This is a genomic window from Pseudomonas sp. CFBP13509, from assembly GCF_005233485.1.
Classification (GTDB): domain Bacteria; phylum Pseudomonadota; class Gammaproteobacteria; order Pseudomonadales; family Pseudomonadaceae; genus Aquipseudomonas; species Aquipseudomonas marginalis.
In genome coordinates, this window is record NZ_QGAA01000012.1 from 228356 (window position 1) to 245667 (window position 17312).

At 61.0% G+C, this 17312-nt stretch carries 16 protein-coding genes; 8 read left to right on the plus strand and 8 right to left on the minus strand.

The features are described 5' to 3' along the window. The first annotated feature begins 150 nt into the window (after nucleotides 1–150). Nucleotides 151–1569 carry a short-chain fatty acid transporter gene (locus PspCFBP13509_RS21020; protein ID WP_027606949.1) on the plus strand — a complete coding sequence of 473 codons (1419 nt, stop codon included), beginning with the start codon at nucleotides 151–153 and terminating at the stop codon, nucleotides 1567–1569. Between the two features lie 38 nt (nucleotides 1570–1607). On the opposite strand, the gene PspCFBP13509_RS21025 is transcribed toward PspCFBP13509_RS21020, so the two are convergent. Together PspCFBP13509_RS21025 and PspCFBP13509_RS21030 are read right to left on the minus strand one after the other, a co-directional pair. After that, nucleotides 1608–1952 (minus strand): HepT-like ribonuclease domain-containing protein, encoded by a 345-nt coding sequence (locus tag PspCFBP13509_RS21025; protein WP_053134107.1) that lies wholly within the window; start codon nucleotides 1950–1952, stop codon nucleotides 1608–1610. Then, complete coding sequence (locus tag PspCFBP13509_RS21030) at nucleotides 1949–2239, minus strand: nucleotidyltransferase family protein (RefSeq protein WP_053134104.1); 291 nt, start codon at nucleotides 2237–2239, stop codon at nucleotides 1949–1951. The genes PspCFBP13509_RS21025 and PspCFBP13509_RS21030 overlap by 4 nt, the downstream gene beginning before the upstream one ends. Before the next feature lie 158 nt (nucleotides 2240–2397). Here PspCFBP13509_RS21030 and PspCFBP13509_RS21035 point away from each other — a divergent pair, with 158 nt between their 5' ends. The 3 genes from PspCFBP13509_RS21035 (at nucleotide 2398) to PspCFBP13509_RS21045 (ending at nucleotide 6045) form a co-directional block, all read left to right on the plus strand. After that, complete coding sequence (locus tag PspCFBP13509_RS21035) at nucleotides 2398–4098, plus strand: acid phosphatase (RefSeq protein WP_137212644.1); 1701 nt, start codon at nucleotides 2398–2400, stop codon at nucleotides 4096–4098. A gap of 121 nt (nucleotides 4099–4219) precedes the next feature. Continuing rightward, entirely contained in the window at nucleotides 4220–5389 is a 1170-nt protein-coding gene (locus PspCFBP13509_RS21040) for a hypothetical protein (RefSeq protein WP_065923990.1), read from the plus strand. A 143-nt stretch (nucleotides 5390–5532) separates the two neighbouring features. Continuing rightward, entirely contained in the window at nucleotides 5533–6045 is a 513-nt protein-coding gene (locus PspCFBP13509_RS21045; protein ID WP_137212645.1) for an SET domain-containing protein-lysine N-methyltransferase, read from the plus strand. On the opposite strand, the gene can is transcribed toward PspCFBP13509_RS21045, so the two are convergent. Then, nucleotides 6042–6686 (minus strand): carbonate dehydratase, encoded by a 645-nt coding sequence (gene can / locus PspCFBP13509_RS21050; RefSeq protein ID WP_003188288.1) that lies wholly within the window; start codon nucleotides 6684–6686, stop codon nucleotides 6042–6044. The two genes, PspCFBP13509_RS21045 and can, sit on opposite strands and share 4 nt — an antisense overlap. A gap of 151 nt (nucleotides 6687–6837) precedes the next feature. On the opposite strand from can, the gene PspCFBP13509_RS21055 reads away from it, so the two are divergent. After that, complete coding sequence (locus PspCFBP13509_RS21055; RefSeq protein ID WP_137212646.1) at nucleotides 6838–7242, plus strand: serine kinase/phosphatase; 405 nt, start codon at nucleotides 6838–6840, stop codon at nucleotides 7240–7242. Nucleotides 7243–7316: 74 nt separating this feature from the next. Here the strand turns inward: PspCFBP13509_RS21055 and rimI are convergent, their stop codons facing one another. Further along, complete coding sequence (rimI, locus tag PspCFBP13509_RS21060; RefSeq protein WP_003188286.1) at nucleotides 7317–7769, minus strand: ribosomal protein S18-alanine N-acetyltransferase; 453 nt, start codon at nucleotides 7767–7769, stop codon at nucleotides 7317–7319. Next, a complete protein-coding gene (locus tag PspCFBP13509_RS21065) occupies nucleotides 7762–8505 on the minus strand; it encodes an energy transducer TonB (protein ID WP_137212649.1) in 744 nt (247 codons plus the stop codon). Before PspCFBP13509_RS21065 ends, rimI begins: the two co-directional genes overlap by 8 nt. 187 nt (nucleotides 8506–8692) lie before the next feature. Here PspCFBP13509_RS21065 and mksB point away from each other — a divergent pair, with 187 nt between their 5' ends. Genes mksB through mksF form a run of 3 tightly spaced genes read left to right on the plus strand, consistent with a single transcriptional unit; the run spans nucleotide 8693 to nucleotide 13504 of the window. Further along, entirely contained in the window at nucleotides 8693–9970 is a 1278-nt protein-coding gene (mksB, locus tag PspCFBP13509_RS21070) for an Mks condensin complex protein MksB (RefSeq protein ID WP_065948505.1), read from the plus strand. Further along, the gene (gene mksE / locus PspCFBP13509_RS21075; RefSeq protein WP_137212647.1) at nucleotides 9960–10667 is read left to right on the plus strand and encodes an Mks condensin complex protein MksE; all 708 of its coding nucleotides are present in this window, start codon (nucleotides 9960–9962) and stop codon (nucleotides 10665–10667) included. The genes mksB and mksE overlap by 11 nt, the downstream gene beginning before the upstream one ends. Further along, nucleotides 10664–13504 (plus strand): Mks condensin complex protein MksF, encoded by a 2841-nt coding sequence (mksF, locus tag PspCFBP13509_RS21080; RefSeq protein ID WP_074843607.1) that lies wholly within the window; start codon nucleotides 10664–10666, stop codon nucleotides 13502–13504. Before mksE ends, mksF begins: the two co-directional genes overlap by 4 nt. 60 nt (nucleotides 13505–13564) lie before the next feature. Here mksF and PspCFBP13509_RS21085 read toward each other — a convergent pair whose 3' ends face one another. Genes PspCFBP13509_RS21085 through PspCFBP13509_RS21095 form a run of 3 tightly spaced genes read right to left on the minus strand, consistent with a single transcriptional unit; the run spans nucleotide 13565 to nucleotide 17130 of the window. Next, the gene (locus PspCFBP13509_RS21085) at nucleotides 13565–15868 is read right to left on the minus strand and encodes a PqiB family protein (RefSeq protein WP_027606958.1); all 2304 of its coding nucleotides are present in this window, start codon (nucleotides 15866–15868) and stop codon (nucleotides 13565–13567) included. Beyond that, entirely contained in the window at nucleotides 15861–16484 is a 624-nt protein-coding gene (locus tag PspCFBP13509_RS21090; RefSeq protein ID WP_027606959.1) for a paraquat-inducible protein A, read from the minus strand. The genes PspCFBP13509_RS21085 and PspCFBP13509_RS21090 overlap by 8 nt, the downstream gene beginning before the upstream one ends. Further along, entirely contained in the window at nucleotides 16471–17130 is a 660-nt protein-coding gene (locus PspCFBP13509_RS21095) for a paraquat-inducible protein A (RefSeq protein ID WP_065923981.1), read from the minus strand. The genes PspCFBP13509_RS21090 and PspCFBP13509_RS21095 overlap by 14 nt, the downstream gene beginning before the upstream one ends. Nucleotides 17131–17312: the final 182 nt, after the last annotated feature.

Here is a 17312-nt window from a genome sequence, read left to right on the forward strand (position 1 = left end):
GTTATGAGCTGCGCCAGTTGATGGCAATCGCGGCAGATATATTTGTTTTCCTCATGGATCGATGAAGATAACTGCATTCCCATATCAATGGCCGTGGAGGAACATGCCGAAAAATTGCCGACCCCATAATAACTACAAGAGGAAAGACTCGTGGCCGATGCTATCGAAGAAAGCCGCTATGCCCGCTTTGCCCTGCGCTGCTCGAACTTTGCCGAGCGCTGGTTCCCCGACTCCTGGGTGTTCGCCGCCCTCGCCGTGATCATCGTCGCCGTGGCGACCCTGGGCATGGGCGCCGCGCCGACCGAAGCCGCCAAGGCCTTTGGCGACGGGTTCTGGAGCCTGATCCCGTTCACCATGCAGATGGCCTTCGTGGTGATCGGTGGCTACGTGGTCGCCAGCTCGCCACCGGCGGTCAAGCTGATCGACCGCCTGGCGCGTATCCCGAAGAACGGCCGCTCCGCCGTGGCGTGGGTCGCGTTGATTTCCATGGTGGCGTCATTGCTCAACTGGGGCCTGTCCCTGGTGTTCGGCGGCTTGCTGGTGCGTGCGCTGGCCCGTCGTACGGATTTGCGCATGGACTACCGTGCTGCGGGTGCGGCGGCCTATCTTGGGTTGGGCGCGGTGTGGGCGCTGGGGCTGTCGTCGTCAGCCGCACAATTGCAGGCCAACCCGGCCAGCTTGCCGCCGTCGATCCTGTCGATCACCGGGGTGATCCCGTTTACCGACACCATCTTCCTGTGGCAATCCGGCGTGCTGTTGCTGGCACTGATCGTGGTGTCGCTGATCATCGCCTACGCCACCGCGCCCGGCCCCAACAGCGCCCGTGACGCCAAGGCCTGTGGCGTCGACCCGGCCTTCAACCTGCCCAAGCTGCAACCACCGGGCCGCCCCGGCGAATGGCTGGAACACAGCCCGTTGCTGACCATTCTGCTGGCATTGCTGGCGGCGGGCTGGTTGTTCCATGAGTTCTCGACCAAGCCGGCGATCAGCGCGATTTCGGGGCTGAACACCTACAACTTCCTGTTCATCATGGTCGGTGCCCTGCTGCACTGGCGCCCGCGCAGCTTCCTCGATGCGGTGGCCCGTGCAGTGCCGACCACCACCGGCGTGTTGATCCAGTTCCCGCTGTACGGCTCGATTGCGGCGCTGATGACCGTGGTCAAGGGCGGCGACGGCCAGACCCTGGCGCACCATATCTCGACCTTCTTCACGTCCATCGCCTCCCACGACACGTATGCACTGCTGATGGGCGTGTACTCGGCAGTGCTGGGCTTCTTTATTCCGTCAGGCGGCGGCAAGTGGATCATCGAAGCGCCTTATGTGATGCAAGTGGCCAATGACCTGCAATACCACCTGGGCTGGGCGGTGCAGATCTACAACGCGGCCGAGGCGCTGCCGAACCTGATCAACCCGTTCTACATGCTGCCGTTGCTGGGAGTGTTGGGGTTGAAGGCGCGGGATTTGATCGGGTTTTCGTTTGTGCAGCTGCTGGTGCACACGCCGCTGGTATTGTTCCTGCTGTGGGCGTTGGGGACGACGTTGAAGTATTTGCCGCCCGTCATGCCTTGAATAACTGATGACTGCACCTGTTGTTGCAACAGGTGCAATCACACTGCAGTTACAGGAAGACGCGCCAATAGATCAGGCAGCGCGCTCTGGATGGTGTCCCAAACCACATCAAGGTTGATATCGAAGTAACCGTGGGCGATGCGGTTACGCATTCCCCGCATGCTGCGCCAAGGAATGTGTGAATGAGCCTCAGCGAAGTGCGGGTGCAGATCCATGATTTTCGTCGACGCCTCACCAATGATGATCAGACTCATGACCACTGCTTGTTGAGTACGCCTGTCTTCCAGAAACTCTTCTTTGCTAAGGCCCTCTACAAAACTGATCGCGTCAGCAGTGGCCTGCCTTATGTGATCCAGATAATCCCCGAGGCGATTTGCTGTCATACAGGCCGTGCCTCAGCCAGCACTTTTGCGCGGAACTTCAACGGCAAATCGGCAGGCGTCAGTAGATCGACATTGACCCCTAGCAGGTCCTCAAGCTCGACTTGCAGCCCGCCAAGATCAAACAAAGTGGTTCCCGGCGGCGCATCGACCAGCAAATCAAGGTCGCTGCCTTCTTGGTCGGTACCCAGCAATACAGACCCAAATACCCTTGGGTTTGAGATGCGAAATCGGCCCACCACTTCTCTGACGGCTGCACGTTTTAGATCAAGGGCGGTTGAAGGTTTCACGGTTCACCTCAGTGATGTCCATTATCGGGCAAGTCTAGCAGCGCTGGCCAAGCGTAGACACGTCTTGCTCATCACACCGCTGTCTTCGTTCCGTCACATTGCATTGCTACCGTCCTGCGAAATATCTTGCAACATCTCGCCAGCAAGGACTCCCCGCAATGAGTGATGATCACGAAGACCGCCCTTCCCCAGATTCCATAGCCCAACCGCCGGTAGACACCGGCCGTCGGCGCTTCCTGGGGGGTGCGGCGGTGTTGGGGGTGGGCGCGACCTTGAGTGCCTGCGGCAACAGCAGTGAGGCGCCCGGCAAGCCCGTGGCGCGGCCGCTCACGCCGCAGGAGCTGGACAAGGCGTTGCGCGACCAGGTGAAGACCGTGGTGGTGATCTATGCCGAGAACCGCAGCTTCAACAACCTGTTTGCGGACTTCCCAGGCGTTGAGAAACCGCTGTCGGCGCTTTCTGCCGCCGACACGCAGCAACGCGACCGCGACGGCAGCCTGTTGACCACCCTGCCCCCGGCCTGGGGCGGTGTGCTGCAAGTGGGCCCGCAAAGCGTGGATGGGGTGACTTACCCCAGCGAAGTGCAATTCCAGGAAAACCTGCCCAACGCGCCGTTCGCCCTCAAGGGCCCGAACGCTGAAGACCTGCCTCTGAGCCTCGTCACCCGCGACTTGTGGCACGTGTTCTACCAGAACCAGATGCAGATCAACGGCGGCAAGAACGACGGTTTCGTCGCCTGGGCCGACTCCGGCGGCCTGGTCATGGGCCATTACGCCCAGAGCCGTTATTCCCTGCGCCTGTGGGATGTAGCCAAGGAGTTTGTGCTCTGCGATAACTTCTTCCAGGGGGCGTTTGGTGGCTCGTTCCTCAACCATCAATACCTGATCAGCGCCACCGCGCCGTTCTACCCGAATGCCGCGCAGTCGGTGGCCAAGGCGCAGATCGCCACGCTGCAAAGCGATGACCCCACCGACCCGCGTCTCAAGCCGCTGGATAAATCCCCGGCGAGCGCCATGACCGGCCCGCCGCAGTTCGGCCCCAGCGCGCTGACCCCGGACGGTTACGGCGTGAACACCCTGGCGCCGCCGTATTGGCCGACCTGGATTCGTGACCCGGAAAACCCGGACTACGCAAAAGCCGACCTGCCCAACGTACTGGTGCCGCAGACCCATGAGCACATCGGCGACAAGCTGTCGAAAAAGAACGTCGACTGGGCGTGGTACGCCGGGGCATGGCAGGCAACGCTGGATCAGTTCAAGGATTCGGGCGGTATCCCGAAGATCCCTAACTTCCAGTACCACCACCAGCCGTTCAACTACTTCAAGCAGCAGGGCCCCGAGAACCGTGCCGAGCGTGACAAGCGCCTGCGCGATGGCGGTTTGGGCGATGAGGCGAGCACCAATAAGTTCTTCGCCGATGCCCAGGCCGGCAAGCTGCCAGCCGTGAGCTTCTACAAGCCCCAGGGCAACCTGAATATGCACGCCGGTTACGCCGACGTGGCGTCGGGCGACCGCCATATCGTCCGCGCCTTGAAGGTGCTGCAGGAAAGCCCGCAGTGGAAAAACATGGTGGTGGTGGTGACCGTCGATGAAAACGGCGGCTGGTGGGACCACGTCGCCCCGCCCAAAGGCGACCGCTGGGGCCCAGGCACACGGGTTCCGGCGCTGGTGGTCTCGCCCTTCGCGCGTAAAGGCACCGTGGACCATACGGTGTACGACACCGCGTCGATCCTGCGCTTGATTACGCGGGTCTTCCAGCTGGAGACCCTGGACGGGCTCAAGCAACGCGATGACGCCATGATTGCCCGAGGCCAGAAACCCATGGGGGATTTGAGCAACGCGTTGCAGTTCAGCGTGTAGGACGCTTATCCAATAGCGACATGCCTGGCGATTTAGCACGCGGTTTTCCTGGCCAACCGCTACTGTGAGGAGGTGGGCTTTCACCCCGCGCAGACGGGCTTTCGCTGACAAGGAATCAAGTATGTTCAAACCGACCAGGTTGTCCTTCACCCTGGCCGCACTGATGGCCAGTGCGGTCGTACACGCCGACATCGAAGTACCGCTGGGTAGCACTCAACGGGTGACCCAGTTGTTCGCTTACCCCAATAACTGCAATGTGATCTGCTTTCGGCCATGGACGCTGGAGCAGACCGCCGAGCACTACCTGAACCAAAGCCTGCAGCGCGATGGCTACAGCCGAGCCAAGGTCAGCGTCAAGAACCATGAAGGGCAGCTCGCCGCGACCTTCAGCGGTGTACCCGACAGTTACGGCCAGCCCCTGACCGCGCTGCTCAATACCGCTGACCTGGCCTACCAGGGCGCGAGCAGACTCAACAGCGACGGCAAGTGGGCGTACAACTGGTACCTGTTCCTGCCACTGGGTATGGCCCTGGAAAACCGCAAGAGCATCGAGTTGCTGCATTTCCCGCCGGATTATTCGCTGACCCAGGCCCAGGATTACCTGGAGTCGGCCACCACCGACCGCTGGGCCAGCCTGCTCACCGATAACGGCGTGCCGGCCACCGAAACCCCGGCCTACCAGACCATCATCGATATCGCCCCCATCGCCGCCCCTTCCAATGCGGGCAAGGACCTGGAGAACGTCTACGGCTACTTCACCGACTACCAGACCCGCATGGTCAGCGAACTGAGCCTGCACCCCAACGGCTCGCTGCCAATGGTCGCGTTCGGCGCGCCGGTGCGCAGTTGGATCAAGCAGCAATACGGACAAACCGTGGGTGTACTGGGCCTGGCGCAGATCAGCCCTGCCGCGGGCAAGACCGTCTCGGTGCTGGGCGCCAACCACCCCAGCTACATCTGGTACGCGGCCAGCCCGGACACCTATGACGGTAACGAGCAGAAAGCCGACGACGCGGGTTTAAAAGTGATGGGCCAGGACTTGAGCGCCGCCTGCTGGCAGGCCGGAATGGGCCAGAAACCCGCGAGCGATCCGAATGTGCTGCTCAAGGCCTGCATGAACACCTGGCAGGTCACGCGCAAAGAGCAGACCTGCGAATTGTTCTACACCTCGGTGCGCAACCTGACCCCGGAACAGGCGAACGCCAAATGCGCCACGCCTTCGATCAAGACGCAGCTCAAGCAACTGAAGAACGCAGCGCCCGCCCCCAGCATCATGGCGCCTGCGCTGTAGACAGCAGAAAATCCGATTTCTACTGTCAAAGTTGACAGTAGAAATCGGCTCCACGTTCAGCGAGTCTTGAGCCGGGCCCATCCGCTGCAAGACTGGTAGTCAGCCACCATCCGCAGGTCGATGCAGCCTAACCAAGGAGAGTTATGAAAACTCAAGCCATGGACCAGGCTAAAACCACTGTGAGTGATGGTTTGTACCCGTTCAAGACACTGCTCGTTGAACAGGGCTATCCCTCGGCCAAGCACTTTAAGGTTGAGCGCGACGGCGGCGGCGTCAAGGCTCGCGTGGGTTTCGACGGCCGCGTGCGCATTGCCCGGGTGTCCGGTTACGCCGTGAACGAGCGACGCCCACGTACGCTGCAGCTGTCCGCCCGCATCCACCTGTATGACAGCTGGTTCTGCGGCCTGCTGCGACACTCCTGCAACCCGAATGTGTTTTTCGACACCACCTACCTGGAGCTATGGACCGTGCAGCCCATAGTCGCTGGCGCCCCGCTGACCCTGGACTACGCCAGTACCGAGGACGCCTTGTTCCGACAGTTCGCCTGCCAATGCGGCGAGCTGAACTGCCGGGGCTGGATCACCGGCAGCACAGAGTGTTTGAACGCCGAAGGCCAGGCGTTCATGACCCATTGGCGCGACCGCAAACGGCCTTAGGCTTCGCCCAGCGGACGCAGGCGATACTGCGGAGGCAGTTGCTCGAAGCCACTGATGGTGGTGTTCAAGCTTTTCCAACGGCCGTCCTTGATGCCGTAGATGCAGCCGTGGATAGACAGGCTCTGCCCACGGTGCCAGGCATTTTGCACAATGCTGGTGTGGCCGACGTTGGCCACCTGCTGGATCACGTTCAGCTCGCACATGCGGTCCACACGTTCCTCTTCGGTCGGCAGTTGGGCCAGCACGTCACGGTTTTCGTAGTAGAGATCGCGGATGGTGCGCAGCCAGCCGTCGATCAGGCCGAACTGGCGGTCCTGCATCGAGGCGCGCACGCCGCCGCAGCCATAGTGGCCGGTGACGAGGATATGTTTGACCTTGAGTACATCGACCGCGTACTGGATCACCGACAGGCAATTGAGGTCAGTGTGCAGCACCACGTTGGCCACGTTGCGGTGTACGAACAGATCACCGGGCAGCATGCCGACGATCTCGTTGGCCGGTACCCGCGCATCGGAACAACCGATCCACAGGTATTCAGGGGTCTGCTGGCGGGCGAGCTTGGCGAAGAATTCGGGATCTTCCTGTTTGATCGCATCCGCCCAGCGTTCGTTGTTATCAAGCAGGTCTTGTAGTTCGTTCATCAGGGAAAGCCTCAGGAATGATGCGCAGCTTTGACAGACGACCGCCCGTCCGGGTCACGCCGATGATAAAGATAGCCGGCGGGCAATTACTTGAATCTTGGGGGGCCATGCCTGTCCACACACTATAAGCCCCACAGTATGAGGATTGGCCATGACTGAATCACGACGTCCCTACGGCGCTACACAGCCCGAACCGATTGACGACAACGAAGACCGCATGGGCTCGATGCGCGAGCTGGATTTTGACGAGGAAGAACCGACGGCGGAGATTGGCAATGAGATCCCCCGTGGCGAGCGAGAACAGCTGATGCCCGACGAACGGGTGCGCGAGGCCGGACTGACCGGGGCTTCAACGGCTGATCATGAGTCGACCGATGATGATATGAGCCCGGAAACCCTGATCCATGAAGACGGTGCGCGGGACGTTCGGGAGGCGGGGGAAGACAACCCGGCGGATTTTGACCTGAGCATTGTCGATGAAGATGACATTGGCGGCGGAAATGGCCTGGATGAAGCGGAACTGGCTGATCTGGACCCGGTAGACGGAAACCGCTGACACTGCGCAAATCCAAATGTGGGAGGGGCGGTGCGACGATTCGACTTGCCCTCCTCCCACATTGGTTCGTGTGTTTAATCGACGAGGGTGCAGGCCATGACAACCGCATCTTCGCGCCCGCCGACAGCCGGGTAGTAGTCCCGGCGACGCCCAATCTCGTTGAAGCCATAGCGCTCATAGAGGCGGAACGCTCCGGTATTGCTGTCGCGCACTTCCAGGAAGCATTCCCGCGCGTTGGCGGCATAGGCGCGGGACATCAGGTGTTCCAGCAGTGCCAGGCCCAGGCCACGGCCCTGGTTTTCCGGCTTGACGGTGATGTTCAGCAAATGCGCTTCATCGAGGATGATCTGCACCACGCCGTGGCCTACCTGCTGCTCGCCTTCGAACATCAGCCAGATCTGGTACTTGCCCAGCCCGTCGAGAAAGATCCCCCGGGTCCAGGGATGGCTGAATGCCGCGTATTCGATTTTCAGCACGGCGTCGAGGTCGGCCTCGGTCATCGGGCGGAAGGATAAAGCCTCACTCATCGGTTGTTTTCCAGCGCGCCATCAGCCGGCGCATGGCTTGCCAGACATCAGCCTTACGCTGTGGCTCTTCCATTAATAATTCCAGGCCCGGGAGGGCCCATACAGAGCCCAGGCCCTCGACCTGCAGTTCGCGGTACCAGGCTTCGGCGTTCGCTTCACCGGCAAACCGTACGGCGGGCAGGCCGATCAGCCACAGGCACACGCAGGGTTCGTCCTCCAGGCGTGCCGAGACGAAGCCTTGCACGAAATCCCGCGCCGCTTCCGGGCCCTGGTCCATGGTGCCGCGTACCAGCAGCGGCCAACGGACCGGGTCGCCGACGATTTGCGGGCTGTCGGGCAGGCCGGCGGCGCGCAGCATGTCCTTGAGCAGCATGTAGGCGGGGTCGCGGGTCTGGAAGCGCTCGCCGGTGGGTAACTCCACCAATAGCAGGCAACGCCCGGCCCGCAATAACTGCAGGACAAAGCGTGGCGGCGGCACCACGGGGGCCTTGGCAACCGGCGCAGCCGCTTCGGCCACTACGGGCTTGGCCATTGGCCCCGGGCGCGGCACCTCGACCTTGACGCGTTCAACCGCAGGACGAGCTTCCAGTACGGGTTTGACCACGGCCACCGGTGCAGCCGCCTCCTCCCCCGAAACCTCGAACGCCTCATAGGGCTCAAGCGCCGCTAACAGCTCGGGCCGCGACGGGGCGGCGAACGGCAGTTCGGTGCGGGGCAGCCAGTTGACCACCTGCATGGCGGTCAAGTAAGCGCGACGTCGGGACTCGATAAGCACAGCTCGGCCACTTGTGGATAAGTAAAGAGCGGGGATTCTACCGCTGTTCGGTAACAATCGCCCACTGTGCACTGACCGGCTGTGGATAAATCCCGCGCCTGATGCAGTACAATCGCGACTTTTAATCGCCAACCAGCCGGCCATTCCCATGATCGAACCCAAGCGCGTCCTGCGCGCCCTCGCCGAACACTGGGCCTTACTTGAGCCACTGTGCGAACACTTCGACCAAGGCACCCTGAGCCTCGGCGAGCTGCGCGCACAACTGGCCGCCCAACAACTGGACAGCACGCCCCAGGACATCACCAGCCTGCTGGACGTGTGGATTCGCCTGGATATCCTGGTGCCTGTCGCCAAGAGCCCGAACCGTTTCGAGCTCAACGCGCAGATCCACGACTTCCTGGCTTATCTTCGCAAGGAGCACCGGCTTGGCCTGTGCCTGGAGATCGAAGCCTACCTGCGCCATCTTGAGCGCCTGGCCGGTTATATCCAGGATGCCTTCGACATCCGTGATGGCCACGACCTGGCCCGCCAACTGCGCCTGCTCGACATGCGCGTACGCGACGTACTGAAAAAACTCGCCAACGACGAACAGGCCCTCGCGGCCGTGGCCGACCGTGCCAAGACCAGCGACCGGCAGATCCCGCTGCGCCAGCGTTACGCCGAAGTCCTGGCGACCTGGGACGAGTACGTCGAACCGATGATCCAGCTGGTGAACGCCGACGGTGCCTTCGAGCAAGGCGTGCGCAAGGTGGAAAACGTGCTGCTGCGCATGCTCACCGAGCAACAGCGCCTCGGCCACCTGGTGGACGACGACATGCTGCTGCGCACCCACGCGCGCATCCTCGAAATGCAGACCAGCGCCCAGCTGACCTTGCGGCATGCCCGCGAGCTGCTGTTGCCGCTGCGCGAAGAAGCGCGTCGGCACAATGCCGTGACCCGCGGTGCGGCGCTGGCGCTGTCGGCCATCCGCCGTAAAGGCCTGGACGCGGTGCCGCAGGCGGCGATGCCGATGTTTACCCGACCGCAAAGCACCTTCCTCGGCAGTGCCAGCCAGGTCGAGGCCTATGTGTATGCCCTGGCGAACTTCGAGCCGAAACCGGCCCGGTTCCCCAAGGCGCACAAGTCCCACAAGGGCGAAGCCCAGCGCGCACCTCGGACGGTCAAGGAAATGCTCGAGCGCTGCGAAGACGCGCTGCCGATGCCGGACCTGATGACCTGGCTGCTGGAGCAGGAACCGGACGGTGCCACCGACGAATTGCTGTACTGGTTCTCGCGGCTCTCGCGGGAAAAACGCTTCAAGCGCGAGCGCCTGGAACGCCGCGACTACCACACACACGAGCACCAGGTCAGCCTGCGCTCATTCGCCCTGCTCCCGGCCGGCACCGACGCCGCCGAGCATCCTGCGAGTACACCTCATGCATCTTGATCTATCCGAACTGTCCCAGCTGGCGCCGATCTTTCGCGAGCTGTTCAAGGGTTACCACGTCAGCCGCCGCGACCCCGAGCTGTACGCGCAACTGTCGAACTTCCAGGAACAGTACCGCACGCTGTTCAAGGCCCTGGGCTTTGAGCTGGTGTGCGATACCCGTGGCTTCTACTACTTCGTGCCGGACTCCGCGATTGCGAGTGCGCAGGTCAACAAGACCGCCCAGCGCCTGGCGCTGTTCACCTTCATCATTGTCGAGCACCTGGCCGACCAGGGCCGCGACCCAATCGCCGTGCTCGACGGTGGCAGCCTGGGCCGTGACGAGCTGCCGTCGCTGCTGGAAAAGTACCGCGACCTGTTTATCCAGGCCGAAGTGCAGACCCAGGAAGAACTCGAAGAAAAAATCATGCGCCGTATGACCCAGCTGGGTTTTGCCAGCGAAGACAACGGCATTTACCGCTTCCTGCCGCCGATGCACCGCTTCCTCGACGTGTGCCTTTCGGTGCAGCAGGACCGCGACCTGGCGGCCAGCGTACACAGCGTGTTGCCACTGCCGGTGCCGGTGATCATTGACGAAGACAGCGATGAAAAACTGCTGAAGACCGATGACCCGCTGGACCTCAGCGACTTCGCGGACGAAAGCGAAGAAGACGCACTGGCCCGCGCCATTGCCGAAGAACAGGAGATCGACGCATGAGCAAGGAACGCTACGGCATCCGCCGCTTCGCGCTATTGAACACTGCCGGCTACAGCTTGGGCTTGTTCCCGCTGGAAGAACCGCTGTCGGTGTATGGCGCTAATAACCTGGGTAAATCCGCGTCGATCAACGCCTTGCAGTTCCCGATCCTGGCGCGCATGTCGGACATGAGTTTCGGCAAGTACACCCTGGAGCAATCGCGACGCTTCTACTTCGCCACCGACACCAGCTACATCCTGGTGGAAGTCTCCCTGCCCCATGGCCCCCACGTAATCGGCGTGGTCGGGCGCGGCCCGGGCGGTGGTTTCGGGCACCAGTTCTTTGCCTACGCCGGCAAGCTGGACCTGGCCCACTATCAGAAAAACGACACCTGCCTGCGTCAGAAGGAGCTGTTCACCAACCTTGAGCGCGAAGGCCTGAAAGCCTACGAACTCAAGCCGGATGAACTGCGCCGTTTGCTGGTGGGTGGTCATACGTCGATCCCGCTGGACCTGACCCTGATCCCGCTGCGCTCCACCAGTGAGCAAAGCCTGAAAACTTTCCGCGCGTTGTTTATCAACCTGCTGCACATGCGCGAAATCACCGCGGCCAAGCTCAAGCAGCTGTTCCTCGATGCGTTCGAGCACAGCCTGCGTTCGGGTAGTGTGGATTACATCGCAGCGTGCGAAGAAGCCTTCCGCGATGTGCGACGCATGGAGCAGGACTACAACGCCCTGGTCGCTGCCGGCCCGCTGGTGGAAGCCCTGGCCAATGGCGTTCGCCAGCGCGACGCCCTGCGCGGCAAGCTGCATCGCCTGTCGCCGCTGCTGGATTCGCTGCTCGGCACCTGGTCGGACTATGCCAGTGCGCGCAAGGAAGAGCTGACCATCCAGGCCGAGCACTACCGCAACGAGCAGGACGCACTGCAGAACGACCAGCGTGGCGGCACCCAGGAGCTGATGCGCCTGGAGCGGGAAATCAGCGGCATCCAGCGTTGGCTGGGCGAATTGTCGGTGCTCAAGCATCGCTTTGCCCTGGTGGATGACGTCAGGGTCCTGGAGCAGCAATTGCTGGCGGCCAAGGACGCTCACGATGAACTGGCGGGCGCACTGGCGCAGTCGCGGCAGTTCAGCGCCGAGGATCTGGACGAACGTCTGCGCGATCTGGAAAAACGCTTGAAGTCGGTCAAGCAGCAGCTGGATCACGCGGATAACAACAGCTATGCCAAGCTGCGCGAAGAGTTTTCGCAGCAGGACGTCGAGCGCCTGATGCGCCTGTTCAACAGTTCGTTGTTCAGCCTGCCATTGGGTGAACACGGCATCACGCTGGATGAGGACGGCCAGTGGGTCAAATCCCTGGAGCAGATCCTCGATGGCTTCAAGGGCGAACGTTTTGAAGTGCCGGGGCTGTCCATCGACATCTCCCACATCGAACCACCGGCGCTGCAGGCCCTGGCGGATCGCGCAGCGTTGCGCGACCAAAAGGAACGCCTGGAGAAAGAACTCAAGCAGTTGAAAACCCAGCAAGCCGTGGCCTCCGACCGCGCGGCGAGCAAGACCCAGACCGAAGCGCTGTACCAGCAGGTGCTGGACGCGCAAAAGGCGCTGGAAGACTTCCGTCGCGCGCAAACCCTGAGTGCCGAAGAAGGCGAAAAACTGGAAAACCTGGCACAGATGGAAGCGGCCCAGGATGAGTTGAAACGATCCAGCGATGCGTTCACCGAGCGCGTCCAGCAACTGTCCGCCAAGCTGCAGCTGGTGGGCCGCCAGATCGGCGATATGGAAGCCAAGCAACGTACGCTGGATGACGCCTTGCGCCGCCGGCAGCTGTTGCCGGCCGACTTGCCGTTTGGCACGCCGTTCATGGACCCGGTCGATGACTCCATGGATAACCTGCTGCCGCTGCTCAATGACTATCAGGACAGCTGGCAGGGCTTGCTGCGTGCCGATGGCCAGATCGAGGCGCTGTACGCTCAGGTGCGCCTCAAGGGCGTGGCCAAGTTCGACAGCGAGGATGACGTAGAGCGTCGCCTGCAATTGTTGATCAACGCTTATGCGCACCGCACCGATGAGGCGCTGACACTGGGCAAGGCGCGCCGGGCGGCGGTCACTGACATTGCACGAACCCTGCGCAATATCCGCAGCGACTACGACAGCCTGGAACACCAGCTGGCGCTGTTCAACCGCGAGATCAACAAGCGTCAGGTGTCCAACCTGCAAAGCTTCCGCATCGTACTCGCGCCGAACAAGGAAGCCCTCAAACATATCGACCAGATCATCCACAGTGCTGGCCAGTACGAAGAAGGCGAAACCCTGTCGGTGTTCGACCTCAGCCAAAGTGCCGAGCAGGACAACAAGAACGAAGAAGCCAAGGAATACCTGGCCCGCCTGGTGGCGGCCAACCATAACCAGTTGGGCCTCAAGGACCTGTTCGAACTGGCTTTCGAGATCACCAAGGTGCACGGTCAGCCGGTGATCCACACCGACATCGACGGCGCGGCGTCCAACGGCACCACCATGACCATCAAGGCGCTGACCAACATGTACTTGTTGCTGCACTTGATGGACCGTGACCAGGCCGGGCGTGTGCGCTTGCCGTACTATCTCGACGAAGCAGCGGATATCGATGAGAAGAACCAGGCGGCGTTGCTGGAAACCAGTTTGCAACTGGGCTTTGTGCCGATCCTCGCCAGTGTGAAGCCACAGGTGTCTGCCCAGGTGGCAATCGACTTGGAAGGCGGCAGCGGGCCGAACGGTATCTACATCGATGAGGCGGACTGGAAGTACATCCGTCGCCATGATGTGGTGAAGGCGACAGTGAATGTGCAGGCGGATGAGCCGGAGCTGGATGAGGTCTGACGTTTTGCGCTGAAATGCAAAAAGGCCGCGATCCGATGGATCGCGGCCTTTTTTGTAGCTTTATTTGCCGAGTGGGATTTTCGGTGCCCAGGTCAGCCATTCCTCTTCGAATTTGTCGAACAGCGGGAAGGTTTGCTGCGGCCGCGCGGCGTTGCCCATACGCTCGCCGTCTGGCGTGGCAAATGCGATACCGCCGGCCACAAGAGTCTCCAGGGACTCGGTGCGCACCGTCGCCCCCTTGAACAGGCCAAAGTCGAGGCCAAAGCCGCTGGTGTTCCAGAAGCGGCTGCCACTGCGTACCAGCGGCGCGTACTTGGGTTCGATCAGGATGTGGATCAGTACACGGTCGGCGGTCTGGCCCAACTCGTAGCCGGTCACTTTGCCCACGGTGACTTCACGGTAGGTCACCGGCACACCTTCCTTCAACGAGCCACGGCGTGCGGCGCTGAGTGTCAGGCTCAGGCCGGCCTCCTGGCGGACAGCTTCAGGGGGTTGGGCCAGTGCGACGAAGCTCTTCTGTGGACCGGCGTTTTTCGCAGCCGGCTGCACCTCGATGTATTGCCCGGTGACCAGGGTTTCCAGGTTGGAGGTTTTCATCAGGCCCAGTTCTGGCTTGACCACCCAGAACTGGCTGCCGACGCGCGCGATGCGGTCCGCTACTTGGGTAATACGCGCACTGAGCAGCACCGATTGCATATCGGCACTGAGGTCCACGCTCTCGATCTTACCCACATCCAGGCCTTTGAAACGTACCGGTGTGCCTGGACGCATACCGTCAGCACGCTCGACCTTGATGGTCACCAGGGTGCCATGCTGATTGGCCGCCTCACGGTCGGCAAACAAGCGGAAACGTGGAATGCGCTTTTTCAGCGGTACGTTCGGCTGCGGTGTTTCGAAGGCAATACCACCGGCCATCAGGCTGGCCAGGGACTCACTCTTCACCTGGATACCACCGGTGAGGCCGCCGGTCAGGGTCACACCGCTGGCATTCCAGAAACGTGTCGAACCGTTAACCAGGTTTTCGTATTCCTTCTCGATATGAACGCCGATCACCAGCTGCTTGTTCTTGCGCGAGAACTGGTAGCTCTGCACCGAGCCGACCTTGACCTGTTTGTAGAGTATCGGGCTGCCGACATCCAGGGAGCCGAGGTTGTCGGTGAACAGCACCATGTGCAGGCCCGGGGAGCGCAGGTCCAGCGGTGGCGCCTTGGCGCGGGCGACGAATTCGCGTTGCGGGGCGCTGCCTTTGTCGCCAGGACGAATGGCGATGTAATTACCTTTGACCAGGGCTTCCAGGCCGGTAATGCCGGCCAGCGAGATGGAAGGTTTGACCACCCAGAACTGGGTGTCTTGAACCAGGTAGTCTTCGGCCAATGGGTCGAGGGTCAGCTCGGCGTTGGCGCTGGACAGGTCCGGGTCGATCTTCAAGGTTTTCAGGCTGCCCACCTGAATGCCTTTGTACATCACCGGTGTACGACCGGCTTGCAGGCCTTCGAAGTCCGTGAGCTTGACCTTGGCCTTGATACCGGCAGCGGCCGCATCGAAATCTTCGTACAGGCGGAACGGCAGGCTCGGATCGGTCGGCGGGCTGTCCTTGCGATTCTCCGGCGTGGCGAAGGCAATGCCGCCGGCGACGATACTGGAGAGGGATTCGCTGCGCACCTTCACGCCGGAGAGATTGGCATCGATGCTGATGCCGCTGGCGTTCCAGAAACGGGTGTGTTTGCGCACAAGGTTGGCGTAGGTCGGCTCGATGTAGACCTTGATCTCGACGGTGCTCTGGTCCTCGGAGAGCAAGTAGCTTTTGACCTGGCCGACCTGTATCTGCTTATAGAACACCGGGCTGCCACGGTTGAGCGAGCCGAGGCGGTCGGCCTTGATGGTCAGGTGCAGGCCAGGCTTGGCGTCGGACAAAGGCGGCTCTTCGGAGAGCGCCTTGAATTTGCGTGTGGGCTCACCGTCACCGGGGCTGGCGGCGATGTAGTTACCCGAGACCAGGGTTTCCAGGCCGGTGATACCGGCAAGGCTGACACTGGGCTTGACCAGCCAGAAACGCGTGTTGGTCTTGAGGTATTGCTCGACATCCTTGTTCATCTCGATGGTGGCAATCACCCCGCGATTATTGCCCTCGTCGTCAAGGGCAAGGGTCTTGACCTTACCCACGGACATGCCTTTGTAGACCACTTCGGTTTTGTTGGCCTGGATGCCTTCGCCGCTTTCAAAGCGCACCTGGATCTCAATACCCTGCTGGGAATAGGCACGCCACCCCAGCCAACCGCCGATGATCAAGGCAATCAGGGGAAGAACCCAAATGGCTGACCAGTTGGAGGCCGGGCGGGTTTTAGCTTTAGGCAAATCACTCATGGTCGTCGTCCGACTCCGTATTATCCCAAATCAGTCGGGGATCAAAAGTTACTGCGGCAAGCATCGTCAAGATCACCACACTGGCGAACGCTGCAGCGCCGAGGTTGGCCTCGACGCTGGCAAGCCGCCCAAAGTTTACGACCGCCACCAGGATGGCGATCACGAAGATATCCAGCATGGACCAGCGGCCAATGAATTCGATAAAGCGGTACATGATAATGCGCTGCTGCGCGGAAAGCGGTTGGTGACGTTGAACCGAGAACAGTAACAGGCCAATGCCCACCAGCTTGAACGTCGGCACCAGGATGCTGGCGATGAACACCACAGCCGCAATCGGGAACATGCCGTGCTGCACCAACTGGATCACACCGGCCATGATGGTGCTTGGCTCGCCCTGGCCGAGGGAGTTGACGGTCATGATCGGCAACAGGTTGGCGGGGATATACAGAATGGCCGCCGTGATCAGCAAGGCCCAGGTGCGAGTGAGGCTGTTGGGGCGACGGGCGTGGATCAGCGCACCGCATCGGGTGCAGGTTTGCTCATCGGTGTCAGGCTCTTGTTTGTTCAGCTCGTGACATTCAGTACAAATCAGAATGCCCGCATCAATCGCCCGCATGATCATCTTCCCCTGACAGTGCTTGCCAGATCTGGTGCGGCGACATCACCACCTCAAGCAGAACCTGAACCATTAATAGGCTGACAAAGCAAACCAGACCCAGGCCGATGGTGATTGAGGCCATGTCGGCGAGTTTCACGATCGCCACCAGTACGCCCATCAAGTAGACCTCCAACATTCCCCAATCTTTCATGTGGTGGTAAATGCGGTACAGCAGCAGGCCGTAACTACGGCCGATCTTCCAACGAATACTGAGCAGCACCGCCAGCTGGCAAAGCAGCTTGAGCAGCGGAATACCCATGCTGCATAGGAACACCACGGCGGCGACGCCTTGCATCCCGGTATCGAATAGACCGACTACGCCACTCCACACAGTGTCCTCTGAGGACTGCCCGAGCAGATTGAGCTGCATGATGGGCAGAAAGTTCGCCGGGACGTAGAGCAACAGCGCGGCGAGTACCAGAGCGAGGCTGCGCTCAACGACATTATGGCGGTGAGCGTAGAGTTCATAACCGCAACGCGGGCATTGGGCTTTTTCACCGAGGGCGAGCATGGGTTTGCGCATCAGCAAGTCGCACTCATGGCATGCCACCAAGTTGTCCAGTGGTAAATCCGACACCTCAAGGGCATCAACCGGATCCGGCATAGGTAGGGCTCTGACTCTAAAAAAGGTTAGGTGCCTATTCTAGTGGTCTGGTTCAGAAATAACTGTGCAAATTTGTCGTGCATCTTTCCGCACTTTCCGACCGCCCAAAACAAAACCCCACCTGCTTTCGCAAATGGGGTTTCGGAATTTAATCTTGACGATGACCTACTCTCACATGGGGA